At 72.5% G+C, this 21,937-nt stretch carries 13 protein-coding genes; 4 read left to right on the top strand and 9 right to left on the bottom strand.

Features of this window, described 5'->3' with window-relative positions:
• Positions 1-108: 108 nt before the first annotated feature.
• Together pruA and ACICHK_RS27935 are read right to left on the bottom strand one after the other, a co-directional pair.
• Complete coding sequence (gene pruA, locus ACICHK_RS27940) at positions 109-1,740, bottom strand: L-glutamate gamma-semialdehyde dehydrogenase (protein WP_151472089.1); 1,632 nt, start codon at positions 1,738-1,740, stop codon at positions 109-111.
• A 39-nt stretch (positions 1,741-1,779) separates the two neighbouring features.
• Positions 1,780-2,706, bottom strand: a complete 927-nt coding sequence (locus ACICHK_RS27935; RefSeq protein WP_406839017.1) for a proline dehydrogenase family protein — start codon at positions 2,704-2,706, stop codon at positions 1,780-1,782.
• A 164-nt stretch (positions 2,707-2,870) separates the two neighbouring features.
• On the opposite strand from ACICHK_RS27935, the gene ACICHK_RS27930 reads away from it, so the two are divergent.
• On the top strand, positions 2,871-4,217 hold the full coding sequence (locus ACICHK_RS27930) for a PucR family transcriptional regulator (protein ID WP_406839016.1): 1,347 nt from the start codon (positions 2,871-2,873) through the stop codon (positions 4,215-4,217).
• 283 nt (positions 4,218-4,500) lie between these two features.
• Here ACICHK_RS27930 and ACICHK_RS27925 read toward each other — a convergent pair whose 3' ends face one another.
• Positions 4,501-5,928 (bottom strand): PLP-dependent aminotransferase family protein, encoded by a 1,428-nt coding sequence (locus tag ACICHK_RS27925; protein WP_406839015.1) that lies wholly within the window; start codon positions 5,926-5,928, stop codon positions 4,501-4,503.
• A gap of 149 nt (positions 5,929-6,077) precedes the next feature.
• Between ACICHK_RS27925 and ACICHK_RS27920 the strand changes: the two genes are divergently transcribed.
• Positions 6,078-7,208 (top strand): MFS transporter, encoded by a 1,131-nt coding sequence (locus tag ACICHK_RS27920; protein ID WP_406841337.1) that lies wholly within the window; start codon positions 6,078-6,080, stop codon positions 7,206-7,208.
• Positions 7,209-7,212: 4 nt separating this feature from the next.
• On the opposite strand, the gene ACICHK_RS27915 is transcribed toward ACICHK_RS27920, so the two are convergent.
• Positions 7,213-7,806, bottom strand: a complete 594-nt coding sequence (locus ACICHK_RS27915; RefSeq protein WP_406839014.1) for a TetR/AcrR family transcriptional regulator — start codon at positions 7,804-7,806, stop codon at positions 7,213-7,215.
• A 123-nt stretch (positions 7,807-7,929) separates the two neighbouring features.
• Between ACICHK_RS27915 and ACICHK_RS27910 the strand changes: the two genes are divergently transcribed.
• Both ACICHK_RS27910 and ACICHK_RS27905 read left to right on the top strand, forming a co-directional pair.
• Entirely contained in the window at positions 7,930-9,504 is a 1,575-nt protein-coding gene (locus ACICHK_RS27910; protein WP_406839013.1) for an MFS transporter, read from the top strand.
• Between the two features lie 205 nt (positions 9,505-9,709).
• Entirely contained in the window at positions 9,710-12,682 is a 2,973-nt protein-coding gene (locus ACICHK_RS27905) for an AAA family ATPase (protein ID WP_406839012.1), read from the top strand.
• 83 nt (positions 12,683-12,765) lie between these two features.
• Here ACICHK_RS27905 and serA read toward each other — a convergent pair whose 3' ends face one another.
• The 5 genes from serA to ACICHK_RS27880 form a co-directional block, all read right to left on the bottom strand.
• Complete coding sequence (serA, locus tag ACICHK_RS27900; protein ID WP_151472081.1) at positions 12,766-14,355, bottom strand: phosphoglycerate dehydrogenase; 1,590 nt, start codon at positions 14,353-14,355, stop codon at positions 12,766-12,768.
• Positions 14,356-14,661: 306 nt separating this feature from the next.
• Positions 14,662-15,663 (bottom strand): ketol-acid reductoisomerase, encoded by a 1,002-nt coding sequence (ilvC, locus tag ACICHK_RS27895; protein ID WP_406839011.1) that lies wholly within the window; start codon positions 15,661-15,663, stop codon positions 14,662-14,664.
• A 136-nt stretch (positions 15,664-15,799) separates the two neighbouring features.
• Positions 15,800-16,327 carry an acetolactate synthase small subunit gene (gene ilvN, locus ACICHK_RS27890; protein ID WP_037622651.1) on the bottom strand — a complete coding sequence of 176 codons (528 nt, stop codon included), beginning with the start codon at positions 16,325-16,327 and terminating at the stop codon, positions 15,800-15,802.
• A gap of 20 nt (positions 16,328-16,347) precedes the next feature.
• Positions 16,348-18,204, bottom strand: a complete 1,857-nt coding sequence (locus tag ACICHK_RS27885) for an acetolactate synthase large subunit (protein WP_406839010.1) — start codon at positions 18,202-18,204, stop codon at positions 16,348-16,350.
• Between the two features lie 227 nt (positions 18,205-18,431).
• A complete protein-coding gene (locus tag ACICHK_RS27880; RefSeq protein ID WP_406839009.1) occupies positions 18,432-21,779 on the bottom strand; it encodes an EAL domain-containing protein in 3,348 nt (1,115 codons plus the stop codon).
• Positions 21,780-21,937 lie beyond the last annotated feature (158 nt).

The raw sequence follows: 21,937 nt of genomic DNA, 5'->3' as shown, positions 1-21,937 counted from the left end.
GGCCGGGAACGTGGAACCGCCCCCGCTCCACGGCCGGGGGAGACCGTGAGGCGGGGGCGGAGCGGGTGACGGGCCGCCGGTGCGGGGACCGGCGGCCGCGTGCGGCTGTCAGCCCATGTGCGGGTAGCCGTAGTCGGTCGGCGGGACCAGCGTCTCCTTGATGGCGCGGGTCAGCGTCCAGCGCATCAGGTTCTGCGGGGCGCCGGCCTTGTCGTTGGTGCCGGAGGCACGGCCGCCGCCGAAGGGCTGCTGGCCGACGACGGCGCCGGTCGACTTGTCGTTGATGTAGAAGTTGCCCGCCGCGTAGCGGAGCTTCTCCATCGTGTACGCGGCCGCCGCGCGGTCACCGGAGATGACCGAGCCGGTGAGCGCGTAGTCGGACGCCGACTCCATCTGGGTCAGCATCTCGTCGTACTTGTCGTCCTCGTAGACGTGCACGGCGAGGAACGGGCCGAAGTACTCGGTCGTGAAGACCTCGTTCTCCGGGTCCGTGCACTCGACGACGGTCGGGCGCACGAAGTAGCCGACGGAGTCGTCGTACGAGCCGCCCGCGACGATCGTGCAGGTCGGGTCGGCCTTCGCGCGGTCGATGGCCGCCTTGTTCTTGGCGAACGAGCGCTCGTCGATGACCGCGCCGATGAAGTTCGACAGGTCGGTGACGTCACCCATGGTCAGGTAGTCGACCTCGGCCGCGAACTCCTCCTTGAAACCGGAGTTCCAGATGGAGGCCGGGATGTAGGCGCGGGAGCTCGCCGAGCACTTCTGGCCCTGGTACTCGAAGGAACCGCGGGTCAGGGCGGTCTTGAGGACCGCGCGGTCCGCCGACGGGTGGGCGACCACGAAGTCCTTGCCGCCGGTCTCGCCGACCAGACGCGGGTAGGAGCGGTATTTCTCGATGTTGTTGCCGACCGTCTTCCACAGGTACTGGAAGGTCTTGGTCGAGCCCGTGAAGTGGATGCCGGCCAGGTCACGGTGCTCGAGGGCGACCTTCGAGACCTCGATGCCGTCACCGGTGACGAGGTTGATGACGCCCTTGGGCAGGCCCGCCTCCTCCAGGAGCTGCATCAGCAGCACGGCGGCGTGGGTCTGCGTCGGGGACGGCTTCCAGACGACGACGTTGCCCATGAGCGCCGGGGCGGTGGGCAGGTTGCCCGCGATCGCCGTGAAGTTGAACGGCGTGATCGCGTAGACGAAGCCCTCCAGCGGGCGGTGGTCCATGCGGTTCCACACGCCCGGGGAGTTCGCCGGCGGCTGCTCGGCGAGGATCTGGCGGGCGTAGTGGACGTTGAAGCGCCAGAAGTCGACGAGCTCGCAGGGGGTGTCGATCTCGGCCTGCTGGGCGGTCTTCGACTGGCCGAGCATGGTGGAGGCGGCCAGCGTCTCGCGCCAGGGACCGGCCAGCAGCTCGGCGGCGCGCAGGATGATCGCGGCGCGGTCGTCGAAGGCCATCGCGCGCCAGGCCGGGGCGGCGGCGAGGGCCGCGTCGATCGCGTCCTGGGCGTCCGCCTGCGTGGCGTTGGCGTAGGTGCCGATGCGCGCCTTGTGGTTGTGCGGCTGCACGACGTCGAAACGGTCGCCGCCGCCCATCCGCTTCTCGCCGCCGATGGTCATCGGCAGGTCGATCGGGTTCTCGGCCAGCTCCTTGAGCTTGGCCTCCAGGCGGGCACGCTCGGCCGAACCGGGGGCGTAGCCGTGCACCGGCTCGTTGACGGGGGTGGGGACCTGGGTCACAGCGTCCATTTTTTCCGTAACTCCTTGAGTCGAGCGGGTGGTTCGGTCTCAGCCCTTGGTGAGGATCGAGCGGGCGAAGAAGAGCAGGTTGGCCGGCTTCTCCGCGAGGCGACGCATGAAGTAGCCGTACCAGTCGGTGCCGTACGCGGTGTAGACGCGCATGCGGTGGCCCTCGGCGGCGAGCCGCACGTGCTCGTCGCTGCGGATGCCGTACAGCATCTGGAACTCGTACTCGTCCAGCTTGCGCCCGGCCTTGCGGGCCAGCTCCTGCGCGATGGAGATGAGACGCGGGTCGTGGGACCCGATCATCGGGTAGCCCTCGCCCTCCATCAGGATCCTCAGGATGCGGACGTACGCCTTGTCGGTCTCGGACTTCTGCTGGTACGCGACCTCGGCGGGCTCCTTGTAGGCGCCCTTCACCAGACGGACGCGGCTGCCGCTCTCGGCGAGGCGGCGGGCGTCGGCCTCCGTGCGGAACAGGTACGCCTGGATCACACAGCCCGTCTGCGGGAAGTCCTTCCGCAGCTCCTCGTGGATCGCGAACATCGAGTCGAGGGTGGTGTGGTCCTCGGCGTCCAGCGTGACGGTGGTGCCGATGGCGGCGGCGGCCTCGACGACCGGACGGACGTTGGCCAGGGCCAGCTCGTGGCCGCCCTCCAGGGCCTGTCCGAACATGGAGAGCTTGACCGACATCTCGGCCTTGGTGCCGAGGCCGAGCTCCTCGAGGCGGCCGATCAGCTCCAGGTAGGCGTCCCGGGCGGCGTACGACTGCTCGGGGGTCGTGATGTCCTCGCCGACGACGTCCATCGTGACCTCCAGGCCCTTGCCCGTGAGGTCCTTGATGATCGGGACGACCTGGTCGACGGTCTCGCCGGGGATGAAGCGGTCGACGACCGGCTTGGTCACCGGGGCGGCCGAGATCAGTCGGCGCATCTTGTCGCTGCGCGAGGCGGCGAGAATCACGGGACCCAGCACGGGGAACCTCCACAACGAGAGCAGCAGGAGGCCGAATCCCGACGATTCGGGTACGGCACGGAGAACCACCGTGAAACCTAGGGATATCTCCGATCGGGGGCCATCGACAGCTGTCACGCATCCCTGCCCCGGATCTCAGACATATGTATGAAGGCCTCGCCGGAATGCGCGAGAATACGGGCGTGAGCGGTGAACACAGAGGCGACTACCAGGAGCTGGTCGACGAGATCTCGGCGCTCCTCGGCGTCCCGGCGACGCTGGAGAACCGTGATTTCGAGCTGATCGCCTTCGGCGCGTACGACAGCGAGGGCGACCTCGACCCGTCCGCCCTGGACCCCGTGCGCACCCGCTCGATCCTCACCAGGCGGTCCACCACCGCGGTACGCACCTGGTTCGAGGGGTTCGGCATCACCCGCGCGACCGGGCCCGTCCGCATCCCGCCGACCCCCGAGGCCGGGGTCTACCGGGGGCGGATCTGCCTTCCGGTACGCCACCGGGGTGTCGTCCTCGGCTACGTCTGGCTCCTGGAGGACGACCCGGGCCCCACCGACGCCCAGCTCGCCGGGGCCATGCAGGTGGCCTCCCGCATCGGCGCGCTGCTCGCGGACGAGGCCCAGGCGGGCGCGGACCTCACCCGCGAGCTCCGGGCCGTCCTGACCGCCGAGCGCGGCTGGCAGCTGGACATGGCGGTGGCCGAGCTGCGCACGGCGCTCGGCCCGCGCGGCGAGGGTCTGCACACGGTGGTGTGCGTGGCTCCCTGGCCCTCGGCCGACCCGGACGACGCGCCGTCCGCCCGTACGGTGCCGGGGGCGACCGCGCTGTGCACCATTCCGTGGGGCACCACCGAGCAGAGCCTGGCCCTGCTGGTCCGGCTGCGTTCGCCGGACGTCCTGACCCCGGCGCTGACGGCGGCCGGCCGGTTCGTGCGGGAGGCCGCGGGCGTCCGCGGCAAGGGCCCCGGTCCCGCCGGCGGGACGGGACCGGCCTCGACATCCGTCGGCGGTCCCGCGGAAGCCCGCTCCGGCGGGGCGGCGGGAGCCAGGTCCGGCGGGGCGGCGGGAATCCGGTCCGGGGGGTCGGCGGGAGCCCTGTCCGGCGGGGCGGTGGCCGCCGGGGTCGCCGCGGCCCGGGAGGGACTCGGGGAGCTGGGGGCCGCCTGGCGCGAGGCCGCCGCGGCCGCGCGTGCGGTGCTGGCCGAGCCCCGGCTCGGCCCGGTCGCCGAGTGGGACGCGATCGGCCCCTTCCGGCTCCTCACCGCCCTGCCTCCGGACGTGGCCCACGACCCCGCAGTGAGGGCCCTGCTGGGCACCGCCCACCGCGAACTCGCGCGCACGGCGGAGGTGTTCCTCGACCGCGCGGGCCAGGCCGGGCGCACGGCGGCCGAGTTGGGCATCCACCGTCAGACGCTCTACTACCGCCTGTCCCGCGTGGAGCAGCTCACCGGCCTCGACCTGGACGACGGCGAGGACCGGCTGCTGCTGCACATGGCGCTGAAGGGCGCGCGGCTCTAGGGCCTGTCTGACAATTCGCGTCGTCGCCCGAAGGGCGGCCGGGCGGCGTCAGGTGCGTGCTCTGGGGGTACCCCCTGCTCGAAGAGCTTGGGGGAGTGCCGGCCCCAGGCCTGCGTACTGGATGTACTCGGGTCTGGGGCCGGTGCGGCGAGAGGGCGTGCATGGCGTCGCACGGCAGACGGGAATTGTCAGACAGGCCCTAGCAGGCCCCTGCCCGGGGAGCGTGTGGGGTTGCGGTCCGGCAGCCGGGGCCTGCCCGGCAGACCTGGGGGGCTGATCCGGCTCAGCCGGGGTGCGGTGGGCGGGGCGCGTCGGTCAGCAGGTCGGCGACCGTCGCCACGCCCTCGGTGATCGCCCGCTCCCCCACGGCGCCGAAGCCGAGCACCAGCCGGGGCGGCGTCACCGCCCCGTCCGAGCGGCACGCGCTCATGCCGTACAGGCCGACGAGACGCTCCCGGGCCGCGGCGATCACGGACCGTTCGTCGGCGGCCGGCTCCAGGTGCAGGACCGCGTGGAACCCCGCGGCCAGTCCGGTGAGCCGGACCCCGGGAGCGTGCGCGGCCAGCGCGGCGACCAGGGCCGCGCGCCGGGCCGCGTAGACCGTGCGCATCCGGCGCAGATGGCGGTCGTGGCGCCCGGACTCGATCAGCCGGGCGAGGGCGAGCTGGTCGAGGGCCGGGGAGCCGCGGTCGGCTAGGCGCTTGGCCTCCGTCAGCGGGGCGGCGAGGGCGGGCGGACACAGGATCCAGCCGATGCGCAGGGCCGGGGCGAGCGACTTGCTGACGGTGCCGATCGAGACGACCCGGTCGGCGGCCAGCCCCTGGAGGGCACCCACCGGCTCCCGGTCGTAGCGGAACTCGGCGTCGTAGTCGTCCTCGATGACGTACGCGTCCCGCCGCATGGCCCACCGGATCAGGGCGGTCCGGCGTTCGGGGGCCAGGACGACACCGGTGGGCCACTGGTGGGCCGGGGTGACGACGACCGCGCGGGCCCCGGTCGCGTCGAGCGCCCGTACGTCGACACCGCCCTCGTCGACCGGTACGGGCACGGCCCGCAGGCCCGCGACGCCCGCGGCGGCCGACGCGGTGGCGGGTCCGCCCGGGTCCTCGTACGCCACCGCGCGCACACCGGCGAGCGCCAGGACGCGCAGCGTCAGTCCGAGCCCCTGGGCGTAGCCAGAGCAGACGACGATCCGCTCGGGATCGGCGGCGGCCGCGCGCACCCGGCGCAGATAGCCGGCCAGTACCTCGCGCAGCACCGGACTCCCGCGCGGATCGCCGTAGTCGAGGTCCGCCGTCGGCATCGCGCGGGCCGCCTCACGGGTCGCCCAGAGCCAGTCGGCGAGCGGGAAGCTCCCCAAGTCCGGTACTCCGTGCCGGAAGTCGGCGATCAGGCGCGGGGCGGGCCGCTCCCGGGACGCGGGCGCGGGCGGCACGTGCGCCCCCTCCGCGACCCGGGTGGCGGAGCCGGTCCGGGTCACCAGGTAGCCCTCCGCCTGGAGTTGGGCGTAGCAGTCCTGGACGAGGCCACGCGACAGACCGAGCTCGCGGGCGAGTCCGCGGGAGGAGGGCAGTCGCTCCCCGGCGCCGAGCCGGCCCGTGCGGATCGCCTCGCGCAGCTGCCGCTCCAGCTGGGCGCGCAGCTGCTCACCGCTGTCCCGGTCGACGGACAGCAGCAGTTCGGGTGACAGACCGGCCCACTCGGGAGGCATGGAATTGGAGCTTACCGGCGGTCCGGCGGGACCCTAGCGTCGTTCCCATGACGCCTTCCCCGACGCCCCGGACCTCCCGGACGCCTCAGCGGCGGTCCGCCGGCCGGCCACCGCTGCTGACCCGGCCCCTGATGCTCCGCTTCGTGAGCATGATCGGAGCCTCGGTGAGCTTCTTCCTGCTGTTGTCGGTCGTCCCCGCGTACGCGACGGCGTCGGGGGCGGGCCCGGCCACGGGCGCCCTGATGCTGTCCACCGTGCTCGGCGAACTGGCCGGTCCCCGTCTGGTCGGACGGTACGGCCACCGGGCCGCGCTGATCGCCGGTCTCGTGCTCCTCGGAGCGCCCGCGCTCGCCCTGACCCTGTCGCACTCCCTGGCCTGGATCGTGCTGGTCTGCCTGGTCCGCGGTCTCGGCTTCGCCCTCACCCTGGTGGCCGGAGGGGCGCTGACCGCCTCACTGATCCCGGCCGGGCGGAGGGGCGAGGGGCTGGCCCTGGTGGGCGTGGTCTCCGGCGTGCCGTCCCTGATCGCCCTGCCGCTGGGCGTGTGGCTGGCCGGGCGCGTGGGCTTCACCCCGGTCGCCCTCGCCGCGGGCGTGGCCGCGCTCGCCGCCGTGGCGTCGGTGGCGGGCCTGCCCGGCCGGGAGCGGGCGCCGGAGGAACCCGTCGGAATGGTGACCGCGCTGCGCACCGGCGCCCTGGTCCGGCCCGCCGTCGTCTTCGCGACCACGGCCCTGGCGACCGGCGTCATCGTCACGTTCCTGCCCCTGGCGGTCCCGGCCGGCTCGTCCGGGGTCGTCGCGGCGGCCCTCTTCGTCCAGCCCGCCGCGTCGACCGCGGCCCGGTGGGCGGCGGGCCGGTACGGCGACCGGCGCGGGCCCGCGGGGCTCGTGCTGCCGGGTCTGCTGCTCTCGGCCGCCGGCATGCTGATCACCGCGTTCACGGGGAGCACCGCCGCCGTCCTGACCGGAGCGGCCGTCCTCGGAACCGGCTTCGGCATCGCCCAGAACGCCACGCTCAGCCTGATGTACGCACGGGTCCCCGCCTCCGGCTACGGCACGGTGAGCGCGCTGTGGAACCTCGCCTACGACGGCGGCATGGGGGTCGGCGCCCTCGGCTTCGGCCTCCTGGCGGCGCCGGCGGGCCCCGCGGCGGCCTTCGCCGCCACGGGCGTCCTGATGCTGGCGGCGCTGACCCCGGCCCTCCGGGACCGGAGGGCGGCGGCCCTTCCCCCGCCGCCGGCCGACCGCCCGGCGAAGCGGCCTCCGTCCGCTGCGGGCTGACGTCCTAGCGGCTCCCCGACTTCGCGATCCCGTCGATCACCCGGCGCAGCCCCTCGGTCAGTTCCGCGGCGTCGGTCGCCGAGTCCGGGTCGAAGAGCCACTGCACGCTGAGGCCGTTGAGCAGGACCTGGTAGAAACCGCCGAGCGAGCGCATCGTGGCGTCGTCCACATCGGCCTCCGCTCCGCCGGCCAGCATGGGGACGAGCCCGCGCCGCCCCTCGTCCGAGGCCTTCGCCAGATGGTCGCGGACCGTGGGCAGCCGGTCCGCGTTGGTGATCACCTCGAAGGTGAGCATCCAGATGGACCGGTCCTCGACGAAGGACCGGGTGATGCTCTCCCACGCCTCCTGGAAGCGCTCCAGGGAGCCGGGCGCGCTCGCGGTGTCGGTCATCGCGAACGCGCCGAACGTCTCACCGACGTTGGAGATCAAGTCCACGTACGCCTGTGCGAGGAGCGCGTCCTTCGAGCCGTAGTGGTAGCCGATGGACGCCAGGTTCGTCCCCGACTCCTTGACGATGTCGCGCGCCGTGGTGCGCGCGAAGCCCTTCTCCAGCAGGCAGCGCTTGGCGCCTTCGAGCAGATCCTCACGGTGTCCCATGCGGGTCAGCGTACCCCCGATTTAGACAACCGTCCCATACGGACGTCAAATACAGACGTGTAAAACATTCGTCCTATACGAGCGTACTAGACAAGCGTTTAATACGTGCGTACAGTCCCTGCCATGACGAACCCGACGAGCACGACCCCCACCTCCGGCGCCCTGGCCGGCCGCCGTGAATGGACCGCCCTCGGCGTCCTGATGCTTCCGCTGCTCCTGGTCTCGATGGACGTCTCCGTCCTCTACTTCGCGATCCCCTCGATCAGCGCGGACCTGGAGCCGAGCGGCACCCAGCAGCTGTGGATCTTCGACATCTACGCGTTCGTGCTCGCCGGCCTGCTGATGACGATGGGCTCCCTCGGCGACCGCATAGGGCGCCGCAAGCTGCTCCTGTTCGGCGCCGCCGCGTTCGGCGCCGCCTCCGTGCTCGCCGCCTACGCCGACAGCCCCGAGATGCTGATCGCGGCCCGCGCGGTCCTCGGCGTCGGCGGCGCGACCCTGATGCCCTCGACCATGGCGATCATCCGGACGATGTTCACCGACCCCGGACAGCGCGCGAAGGCGATCGGACTGTGGTCCGGCGTCATGACCGGCGGTATCGCCCTCGGCTCGGTGATGAGCGGTGTGCTCGTCCAGTACTTCTGGTGGGGATCGGTCTTCCTGGTCAACCTGCCCGCGATGGTGCTGCTGCTGGTCCTCGGCCCGATCCTGCTGCCCGAGTCGAAGAACCCCGAGCCGGGCCGCTTCGACCTGCTGAGCGTGCCGCTGTCGATGGCCGCCGTCCTGCCGGTGATCTACGGCATCAAGGAGATCCCGGCCGAGGGCTGGAGGACCGAGTACGTCGTCTCGGTCCTGGTCGGCCTGGTCTTCACCGCGCTGTTCGTCCACCGTCAGCGCACCGCGAAGTCCCCGCTCATCTCCCCCGCCCTGTTCCGCGGCCGCGGCTTCGCACCCGCCGTCGTCCTCAACCTCGTCTCGTCCTTCGGCATGATGGGCTCGGCGTACTTCACCACCCAGTACCTCCAGTCGGTGCTCGGCAAGAGCTCCATGGCCGCCGCCCTGTGGTCCCTGCTCCCCACCGTCCTGGTGGGGGTGGCCGCGCCGGTCGCGGCCCAGCTCGTGCAGAAGGGCGTCCACCGCGCCCACGTCGTCTCCGGCGGATTCGTCCTCGCCGCCTGCGGCTACGGACTGCTGGTCTGCGCCGGCACCGACTCGCTGTGGCTCGTGCTGGCCGGCGCGGGTGTCCTCGCCTCCGGGATCGTCACCGTGATGTCCCAGATGATGGACCTCGCCCTCGGCACCGTCCCCCTCGGCAACACGGGCGCCGCCGCCTCCCTGCTGGAGACCGGCGCCGAGTTCGGCGGGGCCCTCGGCATGGCGGTCCTCGGCTCCGTCGGCACCGCGGTCTACCGCCACGACATCCCGTCCGGCGCCCCGGCCACGGCCCACGAGACGCTGGGCGGCGCGCTGGCCGTGGCCGACCGGCTGCCGGGCGACGCCGGACAGGCACTGGCCGCCGCCGCGCGGGAGGCGTTCACCCACGGCATGCAGGCGGCGGCCGTCGCCGGTGCGGTCCTGCTGCTGGGCGCCGCGGCCCTCGCCACGGTGAGCCTGCGCAAGGTGACGGTGCGCGAGGACGGCGACGCCCTCGACGCCGGGACCGCCCGGCCGCTCGACGCGCCGGCGGCCGAGCGCTGACCCCCGCCCACCGGGCGGACGACCGCCTCACCGCCCGTACGCCGGGCGGTCCGGAGCGCTCCGGACCGCCCGGCACCGGCATGCGCGCGGACGCCCTCCGGCCCGTGTGCGGGGGGACGCCCCCCAGACGGGCTCCCGGGCCCGCCCCTCCCGATCAGGTCGGCGACGCCGGGGAGTTGTCGGCGGACCGTGCCAGGATGGGCCTGTGACACAGACATTCGGTACGCCGTTCATCGGCCGGGGTGACGAACTCGCCCGGCTCACCGGCGTGCTGGAGCGCGCCAGGGACGGCGAGCCGCGCGCGGTCCTGGTGGCCGGGGACGCCGGCGTCGGCAAGACCCGCACGCTCACGGAGGCCGCGGCGCACGCGACCGCCGCCGGGACGACGGTCCTGACCGGACACTGCGTGGACCTCGGCGACGTGGGTCTGCCGTACCTCCCGTTCACGGAGATCCTGGGCGCGGCGGCCGCCGACGACCGCCTCGCCCCGGCGTTCGCGGCCCACCCGGCGGTGGACCGGCTGACCGGCTCCGGTCCGGGGCACGGCGGCGCGCCCGATCCCGGCGGCCGGCTCCGGCTCTTCGAGGGCATCGCGGGTCTCCTCGCCGACCTGGCCGACATCACCCCGCTCCTGCTGGTCCTCGAGGACCTCCACTGGGCGGACCAGTCCTCCCGCGACCTGCTCCGCTTCCTGCTCAGCCGGGGCGTGCTCCAGCGGCCCTCCCCCGGCGGCCCCGCCCGGCGCCTCGCCGTCTTCGCCTCGTACCGCGCGGACGACCTGCACCGCCGCCACCCGCTGCGCCCCCTGCTCGCCGAGCTGGTCCGGCTGCCGGCCGTCGACCGGCTGGAGCTGCGGCCGATGGCCGACGCCGACGTGGCCCGGCTCGTGCGCGCGCTGCGCGCCGGCCCGGTCTCCGACACCACGGTCCGCCGCATCGTCGAGCGCGCCGAGGGCAACGCCTTCTACGCCGAGGAACTGCTCGCCGCGCTGCCCGGTGACGACGCCCCCGTCTCCCCCGCCATGCCCAGCGGACTGGCCGACGTCCTCCTCACCCGCATCGAGCAACTCTCCGACACCGCCCAGCAGGTGCTGCGCACGGCGGCCGTCGCGGGGCGCCGCGTCGAGCACGAACTGCTGCGCGGAGCCGTACAACTCCCGGAGGAGGAGCTGGAGTCGGCGCTGCGCGAGGCGGTCGGCCACCAGCTGCTGGTGCCCGGGGACGACGCGACGTACTCGTTCCGCCACGCCCTCACCCGGGAGGCCGTGTACGCGGACCTGCTGCCCGGTGAACGGGTCCGGCTGCACAGCCAGTTCGCCGGGCTGCTCGCGGGAGCCGCCCGTTCGGCGAAGAACGCGGCGGAGCGCGCCCACCACTCGCGCGAGAGCCACGACCTGGCCGACGCGCTCATCGCCTCCCTCGAAGCGGCCGATCACGCCCGGCGCGTCGGCGCGCCCGCCGAGGAGCTGCGCCATCTGGAGACCGCGCTCGAACTGTGGCCCGCGGTGGACGCCGGCGCCCGCCCCGACGGCGGCACGGTCGCCCTCACCCTGCGCGCCTCGGCGGCCGCCGCCCGCGCCGGGGAGAGCCATCGCGCGGTCCACCTCACCCGCGACGCGCTCGCCAGGGCCGGCTCGGACGCCGACTCCGAGCTCGCCGCCCGGGTCCGGTACACCCTCGCGGGCAACCTGATGCGGATCGACAGCCTGAAGGACGCGTTCGCCTACAGCAGCGAGGCGCTCGCGATGATCCCCGCCGATCCGCCCTCGTACACCTGGGTGTGGGCGGCGGCGACCCATGTCATGGCGGCCCGCCACGTGGGGCGGGAGGAGGACGCCGAGCGGGTCGCCCGGCAGGCGCTCGCCACCGCCGAACAGCTCCGGCTGGCCGACGCCCAGGCCGACCTGACGATCTCCCTGGTCGGCATGGAGCCGGACAACCGGCGCACCCCGAAGGGCCGCGAACGCCTGCGCCGGGCCCGTGAACTGGCCCACGGCGCCGGGAACTTCCCGGTGGAGATGCGGGCGCTGTTCAACCTCGCCCTCGGGGCCTACGAATCCGGCGACCTGGACGAGTGCCTGACCTGGCTCGGCGACGGCGTGGAGCGGGCCCGCCGCACCGGCCTCCTCTCCTCGCCGTACGCCCTGGAGCTCCGCTACCTCCAGTCCCTGGTGCTGTACACGCTGGGCCGCTGGGACGAGTGCGCCCGGGCGGCCGCCGAGGACGCCGGACTGCTGCCGGCGGCGGCCGGGTTCGCGACCGGGCCCGCGCTGTACGTGGCGCTGGCCCGCGGCGAGCACGAAGCGGCCGTCGCCGGGGCCCGGGCGCTGCTCGACCGGCCCTTCGACTGGATGTCGGCGCTCATCGCGAACATCGTGCTGACCGACTCGGCCGCGCTCGGCATCGACGCCGAGGACTCCGTACGGCGGCTGCGCACCGCGGTCGGGACGCTCACCGAGGCCTCGGGCTCCGGACGGCCCGACGTCGTGGTGCGGCTCGCCGCGCTCGCCCTGCCAGCGGTCGCGGACGCGGCCGAGGAGGCCCGGCTGTCCGGCGACCCGGCGGGCGCCGACCACTGGGTCCGGACCGCGGCCGAGCTGGTGGAGCTCGCCCGGGGCTCGGCCGCCCGGGGCGAGGACGGCACCCGGCAGGGGCCCGAGGGACTGGCCTGGCTCGCCCGTGCCGAGGCCGAGTGGCTGCGCGCCCGCACCGGCCCGGACGTCACGGCCTGGGAGCTGGCCGTGACGGCGTTCGGCTACGGCGACCCGTACGAACTGGCCCGGTGCAGGAGGCGGCTCGCGGAGGCCCTGCTCGCCGCGGACCGCCGTGAGGAGGCCGCGGAGCAGGTCCGCGCGGCCCGCGAGACCGCCGTGCGCCTCGGGGCGGTGCCGCTGCGCGAGGCCCTGGACTCCCTCGTCCGGCGCGGCCGCCTCGACGGGTCACCGGCCGCCGGGGAGCGCGTCGGCGCGCTGACCGTCCGGGAGAGCGACGTGCTGCGGCTGCTCGGCCGGGGCCGCACCAACCGCCAGATCGGCGAGGAACTGTTCATCAGCGGCAAGACGGCGAGCGTCCACGTCTCCAACATCCTCGCCAAGCTGGGTGCCGCGAGCCGCACCGAGGCCGTGGCCATCGCCTACCGCGAGGGCCTGATCGAGCCGGAGACGACACCCTCCCCGTGATCGTACGGAAACGGCCGGGGGCCGGGACACCAGCTGGTGTCCCGGCCCCCGGCCGTCGTACGGGAAGCCGTCGCGACGCGGCCTCAGACCAGGTTGACCGAACGCGCCGACGTCGCGCCGATCTCCTCGGAGAGCTCGGTGAGGACGCCCTGCGGCACCGTGTCGTCGACGGTCAGGACCGCGAGGGCCTCGCCGCCGACGGCCGCACGGGCGACCTGCATGCCGGCGATGTTGATGCCCGCCTCGCCGAGGATGCGGCCGACGGTGCCGACGACGCCGGGACGGTCCTCGTAGCGCAGGACGACCATGTGGTCGGCGAGCGCGAGGTCCACGTCGTACTCACCGACGGCGACGATCTTCTGCAGGTGCTTCGGGCCGGCCAGCGTGCCGGAGACCGCGACCTCCTGGCCGTCGCCGAGCGTGCCGCGCACGGTGACCACGTTGCGGTGGTCGGGGGACTCCGAGCTCGTGGTCAGACGGACCTCGACGCCGCGCTCCTGCGCGAACAGCGGGGCGTTGACGTAACTCACGGTCTCGTCGACGACGTCCTCGAACACGCCCTTGAGCGCGGAGAGTTCGAGCACCTTGACGTCGTGCTGGGTGATCTCGCCGTACACCTCGACGTCGAGGCGGACCGCGACCTCGCCCGCGAGGGCGGTGAAGATGCGGCCGAGCTTCTCGGCGAGCGGCAGACCCGGCTTGACGTCCTCGGCGATGACGCCGCCCTGGACGTTGACCGCGTCGGGGACGAGCTCACCGGCGAGGGCGAGGCGCACCGAGCGGGCGACGGCGATGCCGGCCTTCTCCTGTGCCTCGTCCGTGGAGGCGCCGAGGTGCGGGGTGCAGACGACCTCGTCGAGCTCGAACAGCGGGGAGTCCGTGCAGGGCTCCTTCGCGTACACGTCGAGGCCGGCGCCGGCGACGCGGCCCTCCTTGAGCGCCGAGTACAGCGCCGCCTCGTCGACGATCCCGCCGCGCGCGGCGTTGACGATGCGCACGGTCGGCTTGACCTTGTGCAGGGCCTCGTCGCCGATGAGACCGAGGGTCTCGGGGGTCTTCGGCAGGTGCACGGTGATGAAGTCCGAGACCTCGAGCAGCTCGTCGAGGGTGAGGACCTTCACGCCCATCTGCGCGGCCCGCGCGGGCTGGATGTAGGGGTCGTAGGCGACGACCTTCATGCCGAACGCCGACATGCGCTGCGCGACGAGCGCGCCGATGCGGCCGAGGCCGACGACGCCGAGGGTCTTCTCGGCCAGCTCGACACCGGTGTACTTGCTGCGCTTCCACTCGCCGTTCTTCAGCGCCGTGTTGGCCTGCGGGATGTGGCGCGCGGTGGCGAGGAGGAGACCGCAGGCCAGCTCGGCCGCGGTCACGATGTTGGAGGTGGGGGCGTTGACGACCATCACGCCGGCCTTGGTGGCGGCGGAGACGTCGACGTTGTCCAGGCCGACGCCGGCTCGTGCGACGACCTTCAGCTTCCTGGCGGCGGCGACGGCCTCGGCGTCGACCTTGGTGGCCGAGCGGATGAGGATGGCGTCGACGTCGGCGATGGCGGGCAGCAGCTCGGCACGGTCCGCGCCGTTGCAGTGCCGGATCTCGAAGTCCGGGCCCAGGGCGTCTACGGTCGCGGGCGACAGCTCTTCAGCGATGAGTACGACAGGTTTCGAGCTCACGTGAGTCCTCACAAGTCCAATGCGGACGGCCGTCCCGACGGCCGCAGGCGGTGGAGGGTTTTAGCGGCCCCGGAATGTACCTGCACTTCTTGGGGGGTCGCTCGAGCCGCGTGGAAGACGCACGACGCTGTGGGCCTGACGCGTTGGTGATGTGGAGCAGTGTAGTGGCGTCGGAGAGGTCGTCCTGCGCCTCCGCGGAAGGATCACCCTTCCGTGGCTGGACGGGATGTCCAACACCGTGCCCGAGGGGTTACCCGGGGTTCGACGAAGGGCCGGAGCATTCCGCCCCGGCCCCCGTCGTACGGCTTACGCCTCGTCGTCGTTGACCCACGACATGAGCTTGCGCAGCTCCTTGCCGGTGGTCTCCAGGAGGTGGTTCTCGTCCTGGGTCTTGTACTCGTTGTACTTCTTCAGGCCCGAGTGGTACTCGTCCATCCAGTTGCGGGCGAACGTGCCGTCCTGGATCTCGGCGAGGACCTTCTTCATCTCGGCCTTGGTGGCGTCCGTGATGATGCGCGGGCCGGTGACGTAGTCGCCCCACTCGGCGGTCTCGGAGACGGACCAGCGCATCTTCTCCAGGCCGCCCTCGTACATGAGGTCGACGATGAGCTTCAGCTCGTGCAGGCACTCGAAGTACGCGATCTCCGGCTGGTAGCCGGCCTCGGTCAGCGTCTCGAAGCCGGCCTTGACCAGTGCGGCGGTGCCACCGCAGAGGACGGCCTGCTCACCGAACAGGTCGGTCTCGGTCTCCTCGGTGAAGGTCGTCTTGATGACGCCGGCGCGGGTGCCGCCGATGCCCTTGGCGTACGAGAGGGCGAGCGCGAAGGCGTTGCCGGTCGCGTCCTGCTCGACGGCCGCGATGCAGGGGACGCCGCGGCCCTCTTCGTACTGGCGGCGCACGAGGTGGCCCGGGCCCTTGGGGGCGACCATGCAGACGTCGATGCCGGCCGGGGGCTTGATGAAGCCGAAGCGGATGTTCAGGCCGTGGCCGAAGAACAGCGCGTCGCCGTCCTTCAGGTTGTCCTTGACGGACTCCTCGTAGACCTGGGCCTGGATCGGGTCCGGGACCAGGATCATGATGACGTCGGCCTCGGCCGCGGCCTCGGCCGGGGTCACCACGCGCAGCCCCTGCTCCTCGGCCTTCGCCTTGGACTTGGAGCCCTCGTGCAGACCGACGCGGACGTCGACGCCCGAGTCGCGCAGGGACAGGGCGTGGGCGTGGCCCTGGCTGCCGTAGCCGATGACCGCGACCTTGCGGCCCTGGATGATGGACAGGTCTGCGTCGTCGTCGTAGAACAGCTCGGCCACTGGGGTTCTCCTTGTTTTCCGGTATTTCCGGTGCTGCGTCCCACCGTACGGCGGGCGGGGGAAGTGAGGTTCTCGGGTCTCGGCATACGGGCGGGACGGGGTGGGCGGCCCGCCCGTACGCCGGTGTACTGCTGTCTCAGGCCGAACGGTCCAGCGCGCGCAGCGACCGGTCGGTGATCGAACGCGCCCCGCGCCCGATCGCGATCGTGCCCGACTGGACGAGCTCCTTGATGCCGAACGGCTCCAGCATCTTGAGCATGGCCTCCAGCTTGTCGGCGCCGCCGGTGGCCTCGATGGTGACGGCCTCCGGGGAGACGTCGACGGTCTTGGCGCGGAACAACTGAACGATCTCGACGATCTGGGAGCGCGTCTCGTTGTCGGCGCGCACCTTCACCAGAACGAGTTCCCGCTGAACGGCCGAACCGGGCTCCAGCTCGACGATCTTCAGGACGTTGACGAGCTTGTTGAGCTGCTTGGTGACCTGCTCGAGCGGAAGTTCCTCGATCACGTTCACCACGATGGTGATGCGGGAGATCTCGGGGTGCTCGGTGACACCGACGGCGAGGGAGTCGATGTTGAAGCCGCGCCGGGAGAACAGGGCGGTGATCCGGGCGAGGACACCGGGCTTGTTCTCGACGAGGACGGAGAGGGTGTGCTTGCTCATGGGTCTGACTCGGCTCTCTCTCAGTCGTCTTCGTTGTCGCCGAAGTCGGGGCGGACGTCCCGGGCGAACATGACCTCGTCGTTGGAGGTGCCGGCGGCGACCATCGGCCACACCATCGCGTCCTCGTGGACGATGAAGTCGACCACGACCGGGCGGTCGTTGATCGAGTTCGCCTCCTCGATCACCTTGTCGAGCTCGTCCGGGGACTCGCAGCGGATGGCGTGGCAGCCCATCGCCTCCGACAGCTTGACGAAGTCGGGGACGCGGGTGCCGGCGCTCGGCTGCTTGCCGTCCGCGTCCGGGCCGCTGTGCAGCACGGTGTTGGAGTAGCGCTGGTTGTAGAAGAGGGTCTGCCACTGGCGGACCATCCCGAGGGCGCCGTTGTTGATGATGGCGACCTTGATCGGGATGTTGTTCAGGGCGCAGGTGGTGAGTTCCTGGTTCGTCATCTGGAAGCAGCCGTCGCCGTCGACCGCCCAGACCGTGCGCTCCGGCTGTCCGGCCTTGGCGCCCATCGCGGCCGGGACCGCGTACCCCATCGTTCCGGCGCCGCCGGAGTTCAGCCAGGTCGAGGGCTGCTCGTACTGGATGTAGTGCGCGGCCCACATCTGGTGCTGGCCGACGCCGGCCGCGAAGATCGTGCCCTCCGGGGCGAGCTGCCCGATGCGCTCGATGACCTGCTGCGGCGAGAGCTGGCCGTTGTCGGGCTGCTCGTAGCCGAGCGGGTAGGTCTCGCGCCAGCGGTTGAGGTCGCTCCACCAGGCGGTGTAGTCGCCGGCGTTGCCCTCGCTGTGCTCCTTCTGGACCGCCTGGACCAGGTCGGCGATGACCTCGCGGGCGTCCCCGACGATCGGCACGTCGGCGGCGCGGTTCTTGCCGATCTCGGCCGGGTCGATGTCGGCGTGGACGATCTTGGCGAACGGGGCGAAGCTGTCCAGCTTGCCGGTGACGCGGTCGTCGAAGCGGGCTCCGAGGGCGACGATCAGGTCGGCCTTCTGCAGCGCGGTGACGGCGGTGACCGAGCCGTGCATGCCCGGCATCCCCACGTGCAGCGGGTGGCTGTCGGGGAACGCGCCGAGCGCCATCAGGGTGGTGGTGACGGGCGCTCCGGTGAGTTCCGCGAGGACCTTCAGCTCGGCGGTGGCGCGTGCCTTGATGACGCCGCCGCCGACGTACAGCACGGGCCGCCTGGCCTGGCTGAGCAGCTTGGCCGCCTCGCGGATCTGCTTGGCGTGCGGCTTGGTCACCGGACGGTAGCCGGGCAGGTCCTGGACGGGCGGCCACTGGAAGGTGGTCCGGGCCTGGAGGGCGTCCTTGGCGATGTCGACGAGGACCGGGCCGGGCCGGCCGGTGGAGGCGATGTGGAAGGCCTCCGCGATCGTCCGCGGGATGTCCTCGGCCCGGGTGACCAGGAAGTTGTGCTTGGTGACCGGCATGGTGATGCCGACGATGTCCGCCTCCTGGAAGGCGTCCGTGCCGATCGCCTTGGAGGCGACCTGCCCGGTGATCGCCACGAGCGGCACCGAGTCCATGTGGGCGTCGGCGATCGGGGTGACCAGGTTGGTCGCGCCGGGGCCGCTGGTCGCCATGCAGACACCGACCTTGCCGGTGGCCTGCGCGTATCCGGTGGCCGCGTGGCCGGCTCCCTGCTCGTGGCGCACGAGCACGTGGCGCACCCGGGTGGAGTCCATCAGCGGGTCGTAGGCCGGAAGGATCGCACCGCCGGGAATGCCGAATACGGTCTCGGCCCCGACCTCCTCGAGCGAGCGGATGAGGGACTGCGCGCCCGTGACGTGCTCGGGGGCGGACTGCTGTCCTCCGGAACGGGGCCGCGGCTGCGGATGGTGGGCCCCGGTGGCCTGCTCGGTCATCGGCATTCTCTTCTCGATGCTGAGGGTTTTTGCGACTTTTGTGCGGTGTACGACTGATGCCTGTGCAACAAAAAACCCCTCGTGCCGGGAGGCAAGCGAGGGGAGCGCGCCGGGTGCGGTCGCTGGGTGTTCCGGACCTTTCCGGAGGCCACCTAGCTTCAGCCGACGCGCTTTCCAAGTACGAGAATTCGGGTGCGCATGGCATTGACCCTCCCCCCGGCACGCACCGACTGTCAAGTGGGTGGGACGGGAGTCTCATTATGTGAGCGGAGGGCGGTTCCACCCCCCAGGACGACGGGCACTCCACTCGTATACACCCCTGCGCCCCCGCCACCGGCGAACACCGGCTCGACGGGGCCGTTGGGCACCGGATAGTGGCCGGAAGAGAGCGCTCGGCGCAGCCGGTACTCGTCCAGGGGCCCGGAGAACGCCATGCCCTGTCCGTGGGTGCAGCCCATCGCGCGCAGGGCGACGACCTGCTCGGGAAGATCCACCCCGTCGGCCACGGACTGGAGTCCCAGATCGGCGGCGATCCGCAGCAGCCCGCTGGTGATCTTGTGCAGCCGGGCGGACTCGACGACCCCCTCGACCAGACTCCGGTCGAGCCTCAGTACGTCGACCGGGAGCCGTCTCAGTGCCGTGATCGCCGCGTAGCCGCTGCCGAAGCCGTCCAGGGCGATCCGCACACCGAGCCGCCTGAGCGCGTTCAGCCGGCGCTCCAGCTCGTCCAGGGGGACCCTCGGGTCGGTGTCGGACAGTTCGATGATCAGGCCGCCCGAGGCGAGCCCGTGCCGGGTGAGCAGGGACTCCACGGAGCCCAGCGGCATCGAGCGGTCCACCAGGCGCCGGGCGGTCATCCGGACCGTGACCGGCACGGCGACCCCCGCGGCGGTGCGCTGGGCGGCCTGACCCACGGCCTCGTCGAGCATCCAGCGGCCCAGCTCGGCGGTCCGCTCGCTGTCCTCGGCCACCCTCAGGAACTCGGCGGGCGTGAAGAGCACTCCTTGGGAGGAACGCCAGCGCGCCTGTGCGGTGACCGACGCGATCCGGCCGTCCTCCAGCGACACCACGGGCTGGTGCAGCAGGGCGAACTCTCCGTCCTGGAGCGCGGAGCGCAACCGGGTCGCCAGTTCCGCCTTGCGGACCACGTCCTGCTGCATCTGGGGCGCGTACAGCTCGACGCGGCCCTTCCCGGCCGCCTTCGCGCGGTACATGGCGAGGTCGGCGTTGCGCAGCAGTTCCCCGGCGCCGAGACCCGGCTCGGCGAAGCCGACGCCGATGGACGCGGCGACCCGGACATCGTTGCCGTCGATGCAGTAGGGCTGGGAGAGCCTGATCCGCAGACGGTCGGCGAGTTCCCTTACCTGCTGCTCACGGGCGGTGCGGTCGCGCCCTCCGTCACCCACGATGAGGGCGGCGAACTCGTCCCCGCCGAGCCGGGCGGCGGTGTCGCCGTGCCGGACGGAGTCCTGGAGCCTGCGGGCCGCCTGGACGAGCAGCTCGTCGCCGGCCTGGTGCCCGATCGTGTCGTTGACGGCCTTGAAGCCGTCGAGGTCGATGAAGAGGACGGCGGTGCCCCGGTCGGTGGAGCGGCGCCCGGACAGGGCCTGCTGGACGCGCCGGGTGAACAGCGCGCGGTTGGGCAGGTCGGTGAGCGGGTCGTGCTCGGCGTTGTGCTGCAGCTGGGCCTGGAGCCGCACGCGTTCGGTGACGTCACGGCTGTTGAAGATGAGGCCGCCGTGGTGCCGGTTGACGGTGGACTCCACGTTGAGCCAGCCGCCGTCGCCGGAGCGGAACCTGCACTCGATCCGGGTGGTGGGCTCCTCGGCGTGGCTGGCCGCGAGGAACCGCCGCACCTCGTGGACCACGCAGCCGAGGTCCTCGGGGTGGATGAGCGAGGCGAGCTCGGAGCCGACGAGTTCCTCGGCGGGGCGCCCGTAGACCCCGGCGGCGGCCGGGCTGACGTATCTCAGGATGCCGTTCGGAGCGGCGATCATGATGACGTCGCTCGACCCCTGCACCAGGGAACGGAAGTGGTTCTCCTTCTGGGCCAGTTCCTGGGTGAGGGTGATGTTGTCGAGCAGCATGATGCCCTGGCGCACCACGAGGGCGAGCACGACGAGGCCGGCGGTGACGAGCACCACGCGGTCCACCCTGCGCCCGTTCAGGATGTTGTAGAGGATCCCCAGCGTGCAGACGGCCGCGGCCAGATAGGGCGTCAGCGCGGCCAGTGATCCGGTGATCGGACGCGCCGCCGCCGGGGGGCGGTCCGGTCCGGGACCCTGGGCGTCCGCGCGCTCGGGTCCGCACCGCCGCCGCCCGCGGGGACCGTCCGGCTCCTCGTGCCGCTCCGGCTCCTCGTACCGCTCCGGGTCCTCGTGGGACCCGGGACCCTCCTGCGGGGCTTCCGGTCCGTACGGCGGACGGGTCTCCCGGGGTGCGGGCGACGCGTGGCTCCCCGGGGGCCCGTGCTGCCCTTCCCTGCGCTGTCCCGGGATGCCCTCGTGCGCCACGCGCGCGTGTTCCTCCGACCCCTGCTCGTCGGGTCCGCGCAGGTCGGGTTCGCCCAGGTCCGGTCCGTACGCGTCGATGCCGTGCTCCTCGGGCTCGTTCCCGTGCCGGGTGGCGGCCCAGGGCGCGTAGGCGAGGAGCAGCGAGCCGGCGAACCAGCCCGCGTCGAGGAGCTGGCCCGAGTGGTAGCTGTTGTGCAGGAGGGGCGAGGTGAACAGCGCGTCGCACATCACGGTCAGCGCGAGCGCCCCGATCGCCGTGTTCACAGCCGACCTGTTCACCGACGAACGTCTGAAGTGCAGCGCGAGAACCATGCTGACCAGCGCGATGTCCAGCAGCGGGTACGCGAGCGACAGCGCGGTGTGCGCGACGCTCGGCCCGTCGAACTTCGCGGCCTGGGCGAGCGCCAGGCTCCAGGACAGGGTGAGCAGCGATCCGCCGATCAGCCAGGCGTCCAGCGCGAGGCACACCCAGCCCGCCCTGGTGACGGGCCGCTTGGCGAGCACCAGCAGCCCCACGATGGCGGGCGGCGCGAAGCAGAGGAAGAAGAGATCGGCGTAGCTCGGGGTGGGCACGGGGCGGTCGAGGACGACCTCGTACCACCCCCAGACCAGGTTCCCGAGCGAGGCCATCAGCGAGGAGAGCGCGAACAGCAGCCAGGCGGGCCGGAAGCGGCTGCGGCGGCTGCGGGCGTAGAGGAGGCAGGAGACCGCCGCGGTGCCCGCCGCGACGCTCAGCCCGAAGTCGCCCATGACCAGCGCCATGCTCACGGAGCCCCAGCCGAGCGCGGAACCCACGGCGTAGGCCGCGCACACCAGGGCCAGCGCGAGTTGCGAGAACAGGCCCGTCCCGCCGTCGAAGACCGTCCGACGGGTCAGCAGTGCCCCCGGGGAGCTCACCGGGCCCACCCGGTCCGCGCCCCGGGGTCCCGCTGGTCCCGGCGCGCCGGGTGCCCGTGCCTCCGGCGGCTCTGGTGCCTGCGGTGGTGATGGCTGCCGTGGCCGCGGCTGTGCGTGGCCGCGCGCCAGGGTCGTCGGCGGCGGCCCCGCCGCGTCGGATCGGTGGTCCATAGGCCGTGCATCGCCCGTCGCCCCCCTCGCAGTCTCAATGTCCGTCCCCGGCGCCGAACGGTGCGCGGCGCAGCCCCTGTCGGGACGATACACCAGTATCGTCACTCAGGGACATAGTTCCTCTACGCTCCGTGACGACCAGGGACTATGCCGGCACT

Origin of the sequence: Streptomyces sp. AHU1 (genome assembly GCF_045343905.1) — a bacterium.
GTDB classification, from domain to species: Bacteria; Actinomycetota; Actinomycetes; order Streptomycetales; family Streptomycetaceae; genus Streptomyces; species Streptomyces triticiradicis.
The sequence above is the reverse complement of the archived record's forward strand: the minus strand, read 5'-3'. Positions and strand labels throughout refer to the sequence as shown.